The sequence below is a fragment of the Oscillatoria salina IIICB1 genome (assembly GCF_020144665.1).
In the GTDB taxonomy this organism is placed as follows: Bacteria; Cyanobacteriota; Cyanobacteriia; order Cyanobacteriales; family SIO1D9; genus IIICB1.
On the sequence record NZ_JAAHBQ010000163.1, the window covers coordinates 160,509 to 175,578 of the forward strand.

General features: G+C 42.8%; 12 protein-coding genes and 1 riboswitch. Of the genes, 4 read left to right on the forward strand and 8 right to left on the reverse strand.

Features of this window, described 5'->3' with window-relative positions:
- Nucleotides 1–96: riboswitch (TPP riboswitch) on the forward strand.
- An 8-nt stretch (nt 97–104) separates the two neighbouring features.
- Nucleotides 105–1,481: a phosphomethylpyrimidine synthase gene (gene thiC, locus G3T18_RS25285; RefSeq protein ID WP_224413362.1), complete on the forward strand. Its 1,377-nt coding sequence runs from the start codon at nt 105–107 to the stop codon at nt 1,479–1,481.
- Nucleotides 1,482–1,607: 126 nt separating this feature from the next.
- Here thiC and G3T18_RS25290 read toward each other — a convergent pair whose 3' ends face one another.
- The 4 genes from G3T18_RS25290 to G3T18_RS25305 form a co-directional block, all read right to left on the reverse strand.
- Nucleotides 1,608–2,744 (reverse strand): citrate synthase, encoded by a 1,137-nt coding sequence (locus G3T18_RS25290; RefSeq protein WP_224413363.1) that lies wholly within the window; start codon nt 2,742–2,744, stop codon nt 1,608–1,610.
- A gap of 91 nt (nt 2,745–2,835) precedes the next feature.
- Nucleotides 2,836–3,342 carry a phosphohistidine phosphatase SixA gene (sixA, locus tag G3T18_RS25295; RefSeq protein WP_224413364.1) on the reverse strand — a complete coding sequence of 169 codons (507 nt, stop codon included), beginning with the start codon at nt 3,340–3,342 and terminating at the stop codon, nt 2,836–2,838.
- Between the two features lie 15 nt (nt 3,343–3,357).
- On the reverse strand, nt 3,358–4,641 hold the full coding sequence (locus tag G3T18_RS25300) for a DHH family phosphoesterase (protein ID WP_224413365.1): 1,284 nt from the start codon (nt 4,639–4,641) through the stop codon (nt 3,358–3,360).
- Between the two features lie 197 nt (nt 4,642–4,838).
- Nucleotides 4,839–5,336, reverse strand: a complete 498-nt coding sequence (locus G3T18_RS25305) for an HNH endonuclease (RefSeq protein WP_224413366.1) — start codon at nt 5,334–5,336, stop codon at nt 4,839–4,841.
- A gap of 465 nt (nt 5,337–5,801) precedes the next feature.
- Between G3T18_RS25305 and alr the strand changes: the two genes are divergently transcribed.
- Nucleotides 5,802–7,031, forward strand: coding sequence for an alanine racemase (gene alr, locus G3T18_RS25310; protein WP_318014032.1), 1,230 nt, complete (start codon nt 5,802–5,804; stop codon nt 7,029–7,031).
- A 1,756-nt stretch (nt 7,032–8,787) separates the two neighbouring features.
- Here the strand turns inward: alr and G3T18_RS25315 are convergent.
- Complete coding sequence (locus G3T18_RS25315) at nt 8,788–9,237, reverse strand: RNA recognition motif domain-containing protein (RefSeq protein ID WP_224413367.1); 450 nt, start codon at nt 9,235–9,237, stop codon at nt 8,788–8,790.
- 692 nt (nt 9,238–9,929) lie between these two features.
- On the opposite strand from G3T18_RS25315, the gene G3T18_RS25320 reads away from it, so the two are divergent.
- Nucleotides 9,930–10,112, forward strand: coding sequence for an NblA/ycf18 family protein (locus G3T18_RS25320; RefSeq protein WP_224413368.1), 183 nt, complete (start codon nt 9,930–9,932; stop codon nt 10,110–10,112).
- Between the two features lie 336 nt (nt 10,113–10,448).
- Nucleotides 10,449–11,327, forward strand: coding sequence for a universal stress protein (locus tag G3T18_RS25325; protein WP_224413369.1), 879 nt, complete (start codon nt 10,449–10,451; stop codon nt 11,325–11,327).
- A gap of 179 nt (nt 11,328–11,506) precedes the next feature.
- Here G3T18_RS25325 and G3T18_RS25330 read toward each other — a convergent pair whose 3' ends face one another.
- The 3 genes from G3T18_RS25330 to G3T18_RS25340 form a co-directional block, all read right to left on the reverse strand.
- Nucleotides 11,507–13,018 (reverse strand): serine/threonine protein kinase, encoded by a 1,512-nt coding sequence (locus G3T18_RS25330; protein WP_224413370.1) that lies wholly within the window; start codon nt 13,016–13,018, stop codon nt 11,507–11,509.
- A 168-nt stretch (nt 13,019–13,186) separates the two neighbouring features.
- Nucleotides 13,187–13,630, reverse strand: coding sequence for a hypothetical protein (locus G3T18_RS25335; RefSeq protein WP_224413371.1), 444 nt, complete (start codon nt 13,628–13,630; stop codon nt 13,187–13,189).
- A gap of 217 nt (nt 13,631–13,847) precedes the next feature.
- Complete coding sequence (locus G3T18_RS25340; RefSeq protein ID WP_224413372.1) at nt 13,848–15,011, reverse strand: anhydro-N-acetylmuramic acid kinase; 1,164 nt, start codon at nt 15,009–15,011, stop codon at nt 13,848–13,850.
- Nucleotides 15,012–15,070: the final 59 nt, after the last annotated feature.

The following is a 15,070-nucleotide window of genomic DNA, read 5'->3' on the forward strand; positions in this document are numbered from 1 at the left end:
GGTTAAAGCTAGGGGTGTCTGGAAATTCGGGCTGAGAAAGACCCTAAGAACCTGAGTCTGGGTAATACCAGCGGAGGGAAGCTGTTATTAGAGGAATATCGAGAATGAGATCGGAATGGGTCGCTAAACGGCGTGGTGATGGTAATGTTAGCCAAATGTACTACGCTCGTCAGGGAATTATTACCGAAGAAATGCACTATGTTGCGAAACGGGAAAATCTCCCTGCGGATTTAATTCGTGAGGAAGTGGCACGGGGTAGAATGATTATCCCGGCGAATATTAATCACGTTAATCTCGAACCGATGTGTATTGGCATTGCTGCTAAATGTAAGGTAAATGCTAATATCGGTGCGTCGCCAAATTCTTCTGAGATTAATGAAGAACTGGAAAAGCTAAATTTGGCGGTAAAATATGGTGCGGATACCGTTATGGATTTGTCTACGGGTGGCGGTAATTTAGATGAAATTCGCACCGCGATTATTAATGCTTCGCCAGTACCAATTGGGACAGTTCCAGTTTATCAGGCTTTGGAAAGCGTACATGGTAAAGTTGAAAATCTGACGGCTGATGATTTCTTGCACGTTATTGAAAAACACGCCCAACAAGGTGTAGATTACATGACGATTCATGCAGGAATTTTGATTGAACATTTACCTTTGGTCAGAAATCGGATTACTGGTATTGTTTCTCGCGGTGGTGGTATTCTGGCGAAGTGGATGCTGCACCACCACAAGCAAAATCCGCTTTATACTCACTTCCAGGATATTGTCGAAATTTTTAAGAAGTACGATGTTTCCTTTAGTTTAGGGGATTCTTTGCGTCCGGGTTGTACTCATGATGCTTCTGATGATGCACAATTGGCTGAGTTGAAAACATTGGGTGAGTTAACTCGCAAAGCTTGGGAAGATGATATCCAGGTAATGGTTGAAGGTCCCGGTCACGTACCGATGGATCAAATCGAGTTTAATGTGAAAAAGCAGATGGAAGAGTGTTCGGAAGCACCTTTCTATGTGTTGGGTCCCTTGGTGACAGATATTGCACCTGGTTACGACCATATCACCTCAGCAATTGGTGCAGCGATCGCGGGTTGGCATGGCACGGCTATGCTTTGTTATGTTACTCCCAAGGAACACCTTGGACTTCCTGATGCTGAAGATGTCCGTCAAGGCTTAATTGCTTATAAAATAGCTGCTCACGCGGCGGATATCGCCCGTCATCGTCCGGGAGCGCGAGACAGAGACGATGAACTCAGTACCGCCCGTTATAATTTTGACTGGAATCGTCAATTTGAGCTAGCTTTAGACCCAGAACGAGCTAGAGAATATCACGACGAAACTTTACCCGCAGATATTTACAAAACTGCTGAATTCTGCTCGATGTGCGGTCCGAAATTCTGCCCGATGCAAACTAAAGTTGATGCCGATGCACTGACTGAATTAGAGAAGTTTTTAGCTCAAGAACCTGCAACTCAGCAAAGTTAATTTACTTCGATAATTTTCTTGACAAAAGCTCAGTTTTATGGTATGAGACTGAGCTTTTTTTAGTAGAGTTAGCGATTAGCGTCTAAGGGGACTGATAACTGATAACTGAAAAACCCAATCCCAAAATTAACGTTCCTCGATCGGGATATAAGGAGCCTCACGAGGACCGAGATAAACTTGAGTCGGACGGAAAATGCGGTTAACGCCCAATTGTTCCTTCCAATGAGCCAACCAACCAGCCACACGCGCGATCGCAAATACAGGCGTAAACAGATCGGTAGGAATACCTAATTTCCTGTAAACCAAACCCGAATAAAAATCTACATTCGCATAAATTCCCTTATGCCCTAATTTTTCCTCAACTACTCGCTCCAACTCAACTGCGAGTTCATAATACTTATCGTAACCAGTCTTTTCAAACAACTGTTCTGCTAAATTTTGCAAAATAGTTGCTCTGGGATCTTTCACCTTATAAACTCGGTGTCCAAAACCCATAATTTTCATCTTCTTCTCTAGACAATTCTCCACATAAGGTCGTACATTTTCTCTTGTGCCAATTTCTGCTAACATCGAGATCACTTCTTCATTTGCACCACCATGCAAAGGGCCTGCCAAAGTACCAACTGCCGAAGCAATTACTGCATAAGGATCGGTCAAAGTTGAAGCTGTCACCATTGCACTAAAAGTGGAAGCATTAATTGTATGTTCCGCGTGCAAAGTCAAACAAACATCAAAAATTCTTGCAGCAAGAGGATCTGGTTCCCTCTCAGTTAGCATATACAAAAAGTTAGCCGCGTAATCTAAATCATCATTTGGCTTAACAGGATCGTTTCCCTTACGCATTTGACTAAACGCCGCTACCATCGTCGGAATTTTCGCCAGCAGTCGCACCACCGCTTCGCGAATATATTCCGGGTTATCCAAAGCACGACGAGAGTAAAAAAGTCCTAATGCCGCCGCAGAAGTTTGCAGCGCGTCCATTGGATGACCAGTTTCCGGGAAACACTTCATCATATCCCGAATCCGATATTTAACCCGTCGATGGTAAATAATATCAGTTTGAAAAGCAGTCAATTCTTCTTTAGTCGGCAGTTTACCCCAAATTAATAAAAAGCTAGATTCGAGAAAAGTCCCTTTTTGCGCCAATTCCTCAATACGAATACCGCGATACTCTAAAATACCCTGTTTTCCATCCACATAACTAATACTGGACTGAGCGGCGGGGATACCTTCTAAACCTGGTTTATATTCGCAAACCGTCATAATTATACCTATAACTAGAGAAAATTTATTCAAGATTAACTTACCGGAAAAATTCCGATAAATTACCTGTTTTAGCAAAATTAAACAGTAGCTAAATTAACCATTTGGGCGAAGTAAGCAAAAATAATTCACTATTGCCCAAAGGCTCAGTTTGGGGAACTTGTAAACCGATGATACCAGCTTTTTTTACCACTAGCTTTTCTTCAGTTTTTCCCCAGACTAAAATTTCCGCCCAATTGCCTAAATCGGGTTGATGACCAACTAAAGCCAAGGGATGGCTGCGCTGATGCACTTCGTGCGTATCGCTCTGATTTTCCTCAAGCCAGTTTACCAAAGCGCGAACCTCCCCGTCAGGAGCCAAAGCGGGAAATTCAACTACGTTTGTCCCCAAACCTACATTTTGGAGAATTTTGGCAGTTTGTTGCGCTCTAACTAAAGGACTAGTCAAAATTGTCTCAAAACGCAAACCAATTTCGTGAAGTCGCAGAGCAACCTTTTTCGTTCTTTGACGACCTTTATCTGTTAGGGGACGATCTTCATCTCGATCGTAACTTCCTCGTTCGGCGGCGATACCGTGGCGAATCAGGTAAATTTCCATTTAACCGAATTAAACTTACAAGCCAGAAATTACACTATCATCCGGATTCACCAAGCGCAACAGCTTTTGCTTAATTTGCGTATCAAAAACTTCCCATTTAATTTTGGCATAATCCGAGTTATCATTGAAGCCATAGAGAAAACCCAAAGGAATTTCAAAGCCACCCGCCATATAGCGTCCGCCACCAAAAAAACGTCCTTGAGCATCTTGTCCAAAAGCTTCTTTAATAAATTCATCCGGATCGAGAGTTAATTTGCTAGTTCTGAGGGAACCAATTACCAATTCCAGTTCCTCATCTTCATCGTGAACGATACCATAAACAACTGCGGTATGGACATTTTCTTCTGTCACCAAAAAATCAGCAGCTTGAGGAATAGCATCGCGATCGTCATAACGTAAATAACCCACACCAGCGATCGAAAAACTATTTTGGACAAGGCGATTTTTCAGCGATCGCTCGATCACATCCATCACTCGCTTAGAACGAGCCGACTGTAAAATCGCATTGAGTAATTGCGGATCGTAAAAACGACTTAGAAAAGCCGCAGCCAAAAAATCTTCTTCCTGTGCTTGTAACAAACTATTAGTATCCGATCGCAAACCGTGCATTAAAGCAGTAGCACATTTAATATGTTTCTTATTACTCGTACTTAACTTTAACAATCCTGCTTCCAAATACTCAGTCAAAATTGTCGCTGTTGCTCTCGCTTGCGGACGTAAATCAATAAATTCCGCCTGAATGTCTCCCTGAGAGCTATGATGGTCGATCGTCACAATCAAAGGAATATTTGCCTTATTTACCAAAGACATTAGTTGACTGGTCGTACCTTGACCATCCACAAGAACACAACCTTGATAAACTGATAAATCTTGCTCTTTAACATTTGGTACACTCCAGCGTTTCGCAGGTAAACCAGTTAACTTCACCAAAGCAATATTTTCTTGGTGAGAAACCGTACCAGCATAAACAATATCGCACTGAATATCATACTGTTGGGCAATAATACTATACGCCCAAGCACTAGAAAGAGCATCCGGATCGGGAAAATCTTGTAACAAGACTAATTGACGTTCGCCCCGATGACGCTCTAAAGTTTCTCGCAGAGCTTCCACTAATTTTTCTATCGGTGAATCTGTTTGTGTTAAATGCTGATAATAAATATCTCTCTCCTCGTCTTGAAAAATCGACTCCGGAGAGCGAACAGAAGGTTTTTCTTTAGCTTCAATTACCGCCGCATCCATTTTGGACTCAGCCGCTACCAGCGAGTTGTTGGCAGAATTTAAAGATTCTGAGGGCATAGTTAACTTACAAAGCAATAAAATTATCTTTGTGCTGTTCAAGCAGCTTGCCGTAATTATGCAGTTAAAGTGAGTTACGCTCAACCCCCTACCTAATTCGACTTACAAATACAATATGCAGCGATCGAGACAAGAACCGTAACCCTCTCTCGGCTGAATGAGACAAAAAAACCTGCTTTTGATTAATTGCAGGAAACCTAGATACCAATTACATATTTTTTCCACTCCTGATTGCGATCGCCTTTCACGTGCTTGATTATTTCAAAGTGAAGGCTACTATATGGTCGGCGCGGCTGACGTTTTAAAAGCATACTTGCTTCTTTTGGAGTCCGATTGCCTTTATTAACGTTACAGCGCACGCAGGCGGTGACGATATTCTCCCAGCTATCTCCTCCACCACGAGAACGCGGGACTACATGGTCGAGGGTCAAATTATCGCCTTTATAACTACAGTATTGACAACTATGCTCATCTCGTTCGAGAATATTACGTCGGGTCAGAGGTATTTCTTTATAGGGAACCCGCACGTAGTAACGGAGTCGAATCACTGTTGGTAAGGGAAGTTCGGTGTAAAGATACTTCCCGTTATGTTCGACTTGCTCTGCTTTGCCTTTGAGCAATAAAACCACTGCCCTTCGCCAACTTGTAATGTTGAGCGGTTCGTAGGAAGCATTAAGCACCAGGACTTTACTCATTCCCTTGTCGTTTTAATTGATTGAATGATTATTATTCCAGATGCTAACATACCTGGTCGGTTATCAGTTATCAGTTGGGATTGGGGATTGGTGATTGGGGACTGGGGACTGGTGAACAGTTACCACCGAACAGTGAACAGTGAACAGTTACCACCGAACACTAAACAGTTTATTCGCTAATTGCTTCTTATCTCCAATATCTACTGATAACTGGTAAATGCGGGTACGTGAAAACCCCCTCCCCCAAGTCTTCCCTCTCCCCCAAGTCTTCCCTCTCCCCCAAGTCTTCCCCCTCTTCCCAGTCCCTAGTCCCCAGTCCCCAGTCCCCAGTCCCCAATTCCCCCAAGATAGTTGACAGCACAGTGTTGATTTTGTTTGATTAGTTGCAATACTCAAGGCAATATATCCGGATTATCTCGATTTTTGCCTGGGTTAAAAAAATGTGAGTGATGAGGAGTGTAAGCTGTGCTAAATAGGGAGCAAAGCCGAGGTGTTGCTTCTGTTCGCTGTAACGTCTGCGGCAAACTAACTTTTGGAGCTTCAGAAGCAGTTCGACAGCGTGCTTGGGTGGAAATTGATTTGGAGGCTTTAGCGAATAACGTTCGCCAAGTTAAGGGCATTTTACAGCCGGAAACTGAGTTAATGGCGGTGGTTAAGGCTGATGCTTATGGTCATGGTGCGGTGAGAGTTGCACAAACGGTTTTAAGGGCTGGTGCTAGTTGGCTAGCAGTTGCTACTTTACAGGAGGGAGTAGAATTACGTGAAGCTGGTATTCTGGCTCCGATTGTAATTTTAGGTGCGATTAATACTTCCTCAGAAGTGCAGGCGATCGCCTATTACGATCTACAACCAACCTTGTGTACTCCTCAACAGGCTTTGATTTTTTCGGAGACGATGAGTGTTTTGGGAGAGTCTTTACCTGTTCATCTGAAATTGGATACGGGTATGTCTCGTCTGGGTACTCCTTGGTATTGTGCGACGGAGTTTGCTCAGTTGGTACAACAGTTGCCTAATCTAGATTTGGCAAGTATTTATTCTCATTTGGCTACGGCTGATGACTCCGATCCGACGGTGATGAAACAACAGCAGTTTCGTTTCCAAGAGGCGATCGCCCAATTAAAGGCTGCTGGGATTCAACCACCTCGTTTGCATTTGGCTAATTCGGCTGCGACTTTAAGCGATCGCGCTTTACATTACGATCTCGTTAGAGTTGGTTTGGCTATTTATGGTCTTTATCCGGGGGAACATTTGCGTTCTATACTTGAATTAATGCCTGTTCTTCAAGTTAAGGCACGAGTTACTCAAGTGAAAACCATTCCTCCAGGAACTGGTGTCAGCTATGGACATAAATTTGTTAGCGATCGCCCAATGCGTCTTGCTGTTGTGGGTATCGGTTACGCTGATGGCGTACCGCGCAATCTTTCTAACCGTTTGCACGTTCTGATCCGAGGTAAGTCGATCTCTCAAATTGGTGCAATTACTATGGATCAACTAATGCTTGATGTCACTAGCATTCCTGACTTACAGCCTGGAGAAGTTGTCACCCTCCTGGGTAAAGATGGTAACTTACAAATTACTGCTGACGATTGGGCATCTGCTCTGGGGACAATTTCTTGGGAAATCCTTTGTAGTTTTAAACATCGCTTACCCAGAGTTGGCATTAGTCAACCACAAGAAGAATTAGCAATAAGTTAAATTTGTTTTCTTTGCTTGACAAAATAGCGATCGTTTTTCGTAGAGACAGGATATTTTCTGTCTCTACTTTTCTCTTTTGCTGTTAAAATTTAGGTATGTTTTGACCTTTTTGGGAGTGCCGCCAGCATTTGATGTCTTACCGCTTTTGCCCAACGGTCAAAGTTAAACTCATTATCTTTGGTTCTAATTTTTGGTAGCTGGATGGATCGATTTTCTAGCTTAGTGCCACTCATAATTTTCATCCTTATCTTTATAAAACCCACTACTACTCTTTAGTTCATGCTTCACAAAACAGGTTAATAGCACCTCCCACAGCTATAGTATCAGCTTCAACTAAGAGTAACTACTAAACTTAGGTAAAATAAGGATTAAGTTTCCCGTTGTTCAGTTAAGGTAAGATAAAAACAGTAAAAAAATGCTTTCGAGCTAGCGAAATTATCTTAGATGAAAATAGAAAGATTTTTGCAGACAGTAGAAATGTATGAATCAGCCAAAACAAGCACAAATTAACAAGCGAATTGTCAAAGCACCAGATCCAAGCGATCCCTCGATCCCGCCTTCGATCTATTACATTGAAATTAGACCTGATTATGAGGTCGAATGGAAGTGGACGGTTTTTCCTGATGGTAATCGTGTAGTGACAGGATACCAATTAATTCAAAAAAATACTGTGAAAATAAAAGAGGTCAGGAACTCCCGTTAAATGCTCCGCATTCTAACAGGAGCTTGAGGAAACCCAAGCTGCAAACCTGACCAGACTTAGTTCTGTCGAGAACTCCGTTGTTTGAGTCAAGAAACCTACAGATACGTGCCAGTTTGTAGCTCTTTCGTACAACTTTAAACAGATTTGACTACTCCCCTCCCTCCGCGTTGCTAAAGGGAGGGGCACAACTACTTCTCTTTCCTCTTGCCGGCACAGTTAAGTTGCCTATAGACGCTCGATATTTTGGCATATAGCCGCATATATTGCGCTTACTTTTTTAGTTTTATGCTTTCAAACATCCATCACCAAAGCTAGTTTAGTACGCTCCTCGCTCTGAAGAAAGCTAGCAGTGGTTTAGTCATACTGCCGTTAGAGCCAATCTAACCGTTGTTTCTTACTTACCGGGATTACTCCGAACTAGAGCGAAGAATCACGTAGATTTTCATTTTACTTGCTATCAACTAATGTACTAACTTTCTAGTTTCTTTTCAATCAAAGTCGCCGTAGAACAGCGAGGCTTTAAACCCATTTTTTTGGGTAAGGAGTTAAGTTAGTGAGTTGTATCGAACAAGCTCATGGGAACATTGTCGAGGCAAACCTTACCCGATTTTTCAGAGTTTACTTATGCGGGTATTTGTCTTAGTTGACATACTCCTCAGCCTGTTCGCGCAGGGTTGCCGCAGGCTAGGCGTGAGGATTTGTGCTACGGTCGTAATCTTACCATCCCTCGACGTACATTTAAGGTCGTGCCGATGCCCCATGCCGACCATTTCTATATTCTGGGAAGCATTATCATCGGGCTGTGTTTACGACTCAAAGCCTTAGATTGATTGAAAAATCCTTTAAGGAAGTGTCCCAGAAAATGAGCGGAATGTAGGCTAAAAGCCAATCTCAGCTACCCCTTGAAAAATGGAACTCCCAGTTAATAAACATCAGCCAGGAGAACCATTATTTTTTAGCCAAGAAACTTGCTTGCCTCTTAACTTAAACTTTACCTTCAGCCACGAAAATAGTCGCCAGAAAAGCTGGCGATCGCACTGCCGCCAAAACCGATCAAGAATTGCTCGTCTGGGTTGCCAGCATCTCCTTAAGTTTCGCCAATTCATCCGCCCAACGAGGATCTGGTTGAACCGCCCCCGTATCTGAAGAACTGCTACTACTACGCTTTGACTTCTTGTTGCGTCGTCCTGAAGAACTACTACCGCTTCCTCCAGAGCGAGAAGGAGTCTCATTCGTATTTCCCTTACTTTTTGAGCGCGGTAGAGCCTTTTCAATTTTCAGGTTACTATCCATGAAAGGCTGACCGTTAAACTTAGAAATCAACTCATCCGCCATTTCATCGTTAGGTACGGTCACGAAAGCAAATCCCCGACACTTGCCAGTTTTGCGGTCTTTGATTACCTTAGTGGAAACATTTTCCCCAACTTCTGCAAACATAGTTTGCAACTCCTGGCGTTCCACAGGCTCTTTTGGCAAGTTACCTACATATAAACGAACAGACATTTGTCCTTACCTCCATCATTTAATTGGTGAAAAACTTCAATCTCAGGCATAGGTTTTCAGGCAAAGTTAAGATTAACTGGTAAGCTGAGTATTCTTCAAGCTCTACCCATAATTTTGCTAACTTTGCCACTCTTTACAATATCGGCTTATGCCGCTCCTCATAAACTTTTTCTTACATACCAGATTGCGTAGCTCTACCACTCAAGTTCCTAAAGCCCTCAAAGCCATCGCTACTGTGTCTTGACCTAAATATTTTCTTCTCTTTAGATTATTACAGAATATTTACACTATTTATTAACGTATCATAACCTTTTTTCACTTCGCCAGTTTTTTTTCGTCTTCCCCAACAAATTTGAGTGGGATGCCTTGGCTCACTTTTTCTATCTTAGCTTTTTTTGGCACTCTTTATTCTCGCCCCTGAAGATCTTTGAGTATATCTACTCAGGGGTTTTGTTCGCTCTGAGCATTTTTCTGACCGGACACTTGCTACATATGATTTAACTATCTTGACAAATTGTCCGGGTTAGTCATCATCTTATCCGTATTAGACCAAAGGAGGGATTTGCATTTTGTCAATCATTTGTTATATTTTGTAATAACAACTGGAAACAGTCGTCTCCCAAGCGACTCAACGAGAAGGTCAAATCCACTCAAATCCAGTAGTTCAGTTTAGTTGTAGTTAGGAGTTAGTTATGTCTCAACAACTGTCTCTCGAACAAAAATTCAATATTCGCTCATTTGAAACTCAAGTGCAAAAAATGAGCCGCGAGCAAGCCCAAGACTTTTTAGTGAAGCTTTACGAGCAAATGCTGGTTCGCGAAAATATGTATAAAGAGTTCCTCAAGCATGAATGGGGTTTAGAGCCAAGAGCGTAAATTAACCTTGTGACGTGCCTGAGCTAAAGCTAGGCGACCTCTGTCTCTTGCTGAGTTCGTGTCAAGACGAAAAAAGCTGGGGATGTTGGGGCGTCAATAACTACTCGAAATGAGATGAGTTGATTTGTAGTTTATTTCTGAGTGTAGGCTCGCTCGCGAAGCTAGAAATTGCCTTTCGTTCGCTACCTCAACCAGGCAACTCCACACTAGCGTCAGAGATGTGAAAGCAAAAGCGCGAGCTAGCAGCAACAAAAAAATTAAAATTGAGACTGAGAAGGTGCTGTTTAAGAGAACATATAAGGTGTTAGTGTTAGAAAAAAGTGATTCACCCTGAATATGTTCCAGCGCTGCTTAATCTGCACAGACTTTTCCGATGGTTTGCATCGCCTCGTTCATTTCGTACCCAGTCTAGCTATGAGCGGCATTAAGCAAATCGTCTTCTTGCATAGCGTACCTCTCTGGGAAGAGGGTGGCGTTCCCCGAATAGACGAAGAGAAAGTCGAGCAAGCAAAAGCTCGCCTCTCAGCCGCACTCGAAAACGTACCTGAAGGAGTCGAAGTGCAAATAGAACTTCCTTCTGGTCGTCCTTTAGATACTATTCCTCGGATTCTCGAAAAATATCAGTTTGATGTGATTATGACGGGAACGCCAATCCGGAGCTTACTGCAAGAAAAGCTTTTCGGTAGTACCAGCGTTGCTTTAGGAAAAATAACTTCTACGCCTTTGTTAATTTTCCGTCCTCAACTGATTTCTACCTACACTCGCGAAGAACTCGATTTACGCTGTCAACATATCGGGCGTTATTTGTTAATTCCTTACAATGACTCTCAGGCAGCACGCTATTTGGTCGAACAAATTAAAAACTATGCTCAAAATCGACCAGAGAACTCTCTCCAACAATGTATGTTGATTTGGGTAGTAGATGATTCAGTACGGCGGGGAATGCCGATTGAACATCGTCTCCAAGAAGCAACTGAGAAGTTAGAGTCAGTCAAAGTGGAGTTAGAACAACTAGATTTGCAAGTTAATACAGAAGTGCGACAAGGAAATCCGATCTTAGAAATTTTAGAAGCCGCAATCGAATTTGATATTAGCGCGATCGCGATCGCCAGCGACTACCGCAGCACTTTACTCGAATGGACTGCTCCCAGCTTTGCTAACGAAATTCTGCGTAAAAGTTGGTTTCCGATGATTTTCTTCTCCCCCAAGAAATGAGGGACTGGGGACTGGGTTCAGTTAGCAGTGAACAGTAAACAGTGAACAGTGAACAGTTTATCCTTTTTGTCCTTTCCCTTTTCCCCCTCTTGCTTGCTTGTCTCCAATCTCTACTCTCTACTGATAACTGATAACTGTTCACCGAAATCCCCAATCACCAATCTCCCAATCCCCAAAAATCATCCACCAGAGAGATCGGTAGCAGAACCAGTAGTATAAACTGCTTCCAAGCGCATCAAAATCTTCGGTTTGAGCCTTTCAAACTCTTTTTTCAGGACATTCTTACTTATTTGTGGCGAAGCAGTAACTCTCATCCCCTGAGAATCATCTGCCCACTTAATTAGCATTTTGCATTGAGTAGGGTCAATAGTAGACTTAAGGACATTTTGACAGCGTTTCGGGTCTTCAAGAGCAAAAAACAAAATTCTGTAACTTCCAGATTCTCCAAGAATTCTAGCCATACGCTGCCCTGCCGAGGTTTTCAAATCGAGATAGCAAGGCAACCAGCGCGGACCGTATTCTTGGTTATGGAGAACTGTAATCCACAGCACCATCGGATGAGGAGAAGTTAAAAACAAAAATTGGTTATAGCGGGTACTGACAAGGCGATTTTCAATATCTTGCTTACCCAACATTGTCCATAAAGTAGCAAAAACAGCTTCTTTAGTACGAATTAGACGGGGAAAGACAATTTTCTGTCGGGGTTTGTCTGAAGGCCACTTAGTTTTCCCACAGAGATCGTCAATAGTCGGACCGGCATCAACAAAAGTTCGATCGTCTTTGCCAGAATCCCAACGGCGAGAACGATTTTTACTAAAGCTTTTTTCGAGAGGTTCTAAAATATCTAAAATTTCCGCCGCACTTTGAGGGCGATCGCTCGGTGCTTTTGCCAAACACTTGACGATCAAGGCGGACAAGGATGAGGGAATTTTTAAACTCGGATCGAATGGTGATGGTTCTACATGATGATGGGCTTGATACCAGCCGCCAAAAGAGTGAGTTTCTGGGACAATGGGCATTTCATTAGTTAACATCTCGTACATCACCACTCCCAGACTGTAGATATCCGAGCGACTGTCAAGTTCTTTCCCCTCCATTTGTTCTGGAGAACAATAAGCAAGAGTCCCCATAAACGAGTGGGTTTGATTGCTGCTCGACTGAATTAGTTTGGCAATCCCAAAATCGAGAATCTTGACTAATTCTCCCAAGGAAGGATCTTGTAAAACTAAGATATTACTTGGTTTAATATCCCGATGAATAATCGGACAGATTTCGTTTTGGAACTTAATTCCTTTGTGAGCAGCTTGTAAACCCAAACTAATTTGGCGAACCATGTTTACAAACCGAGGTAAAGGGAGAGACTGCTTTCTGAGCAGATCGCTAAGGCTCTCTCCTTCGAGAAATTCCATCACATAAAAAGGAATATCGTCTTCGTCCACGCCATAGTCTCGAACGCGGACGACATGAATACTTTTTTCACCTAAAAGGGCGCAAATCGTCGCTTCTCGCTCAAAGCGTTCGCGCATTTTCTTATTCAGCAGCGCCCCGGAGAGAAATTTTACTGCTACGGTAACACCACCAAGCAAAGTATCTTCCGCACGATACACTCTACCCATCGCGCCTTTACCTACCAACTCAATCAGTTGATAGCGGTTAGCGAGTAAACGACCATAGTTAGGGTCATAAGCCATAATATAGCTCCAAGAAATAGGGAGCGAGCAAATGAGGAATTTCGAGAAGAATCAATTTCACAAACACAAAACAAACTGCATAGAAAGATGAAATGTGCTTTTTTAGCGTCGCCGATACCGCTTTGGTGTTTTTGTGGGCTAGCGCTTGAGCATGAGCGAAGGTCTAGTTTAAGACTGACGCTCTAATATAGCTTCCATTGTACTGGTTAGATGATGACCTTCGAGGATACCACTAGAAAGATGGTAAGTTTTGTCATCCAGTCGATAGAAAGTTTCAAACCCACTGCGCCTGCGGCGATCGTCTAGTACCCAATAGCGTTGGACAACTGAATCAGGACCTATCCATCCCTCGCCCTCAATACGACCAAGGAGATTTTGTTGTAGAACGTATGTATATTGTCGTTCGCCATCATCGAGTCGTCCTCGGTATTGAAACGAAATCTCTTCGCGATCGCTGTCGGGAAAGATCAGTTTAGTTACCATTGTGAACCAATTTTCTTGACCCCAAGCAATAATTGTTTTGCCTTTCACTGCAATGGGCATTCCCTGACGCTCCATCCAATTTCCCTGCATTGTCCAGCGTCCTGCCTCAATTAAAAAGGTGTGACCCACTGTGCTACCCCTTCAAGATTTTCCTGCCACTGTTACCTTTATTTTCCTCTATACCTTTGTCAATCGGAAAATAAGCACTTACTTAACTTCTCAACTTAACCGCAACTGGTAAGTCTGTTTCAGTATAGCTACAGTAGTATTACTTTCGATACACAAGAGCTAATTGCTCCTTATTACACCAATCTTGACTGGTGTTTTGTATTTTACATGGCAATTTTTAACCAAGAGGTAAATGAATTTCTCCTAGTAACATTGCCATTTTTGCTCCTGTCACTTGAGGGAGGTTGCCAGTTTGCTGACACTGCCGCCAGTATGCTAATACAGCAAAGGCGATCGCTTCTTTAAAATCTCCCTTCAGCCCTACTTCGTCAGTGGTTAATATCGCAACTGGTGCTAACTGGCTTTCTAAACGTTTCTTGATTAATAAATTGTGACTGCCACCACCACACAAACACACTTCGTCAGGCATTCGAGGTAAAAAATTGCGATAACTCTGCACAATTGAAGCCACTGTTAGCTCTGTTAAAGTCGCCAACCAGTCAGCCGGACTCAGTTGATAGAGAGCAGCATCTCGCCAACATTGACTTAGATAAGCTTCGCCAAATAATTCCCTTCCGGTAGATTTTGGCGGTGCTTGAGTGAAAAATTCTTGCTCTAGCCATTGGTTAACTAACTCTAAACAAGGAGTTCCTCTTGCTGCCCAAGATCCATTTTCGTCGTAAGTTTTTTTACTGTCAGTGATCTGCCGCACTGCTAAGTCTATCAGTAGATTCCCGGGTCCTGTATCCCAGCCAGAAATTTTTTGTTCCCAATTTTTTTCTTTTCTCGCAGGTAAATAAGTGACATTACCGATGCCGCCTAAGTTTTGTACGCATCGGTATTTACTGGCATCGCTCAATAAGTAAGCATCTACTTTTGATACTAAGGGCGCTCCTTGTCCTCCCACCGCTAAATCCGCAGCTCGAAAATTACTGATTGTGGGAATACCAGTTAAATGAGCAATTACTTCTCCTCTAGCTAATTGTACGCTGTAGCCTAGTCGCTTTAAAGATGAATCCTGACCTACCAGAGGTGGTCGATGAAACACCGTTTGTCCGTGGGAACCAATTAATTCCGCAGTCGGGAAACCAGATTGAATTTCTAATGCAGCGCGGGCAAATTCAGCAGCCAGATTATCGTCTAATTCAGCTAAGGCTTCTACTGACAACTTTTCCCCACCACAAACACGCAAAATTTGCTCTTTTAATTGAGTAGGATAGGCAAAAGTACGTCCAGCTAATAAGTCTACCTCTAAGTTAGCCTCTGTCTCGGCGATCTCTACTAAGGCAGCATCTATTCCGTCTACAGACGTACCACTAATTAAACCAATTACTCTGGTCATTTTGGGATTAACTATGTTCGAGCGAAAATATGGCGCTGAAAAACCTCGTTTCTAAACAA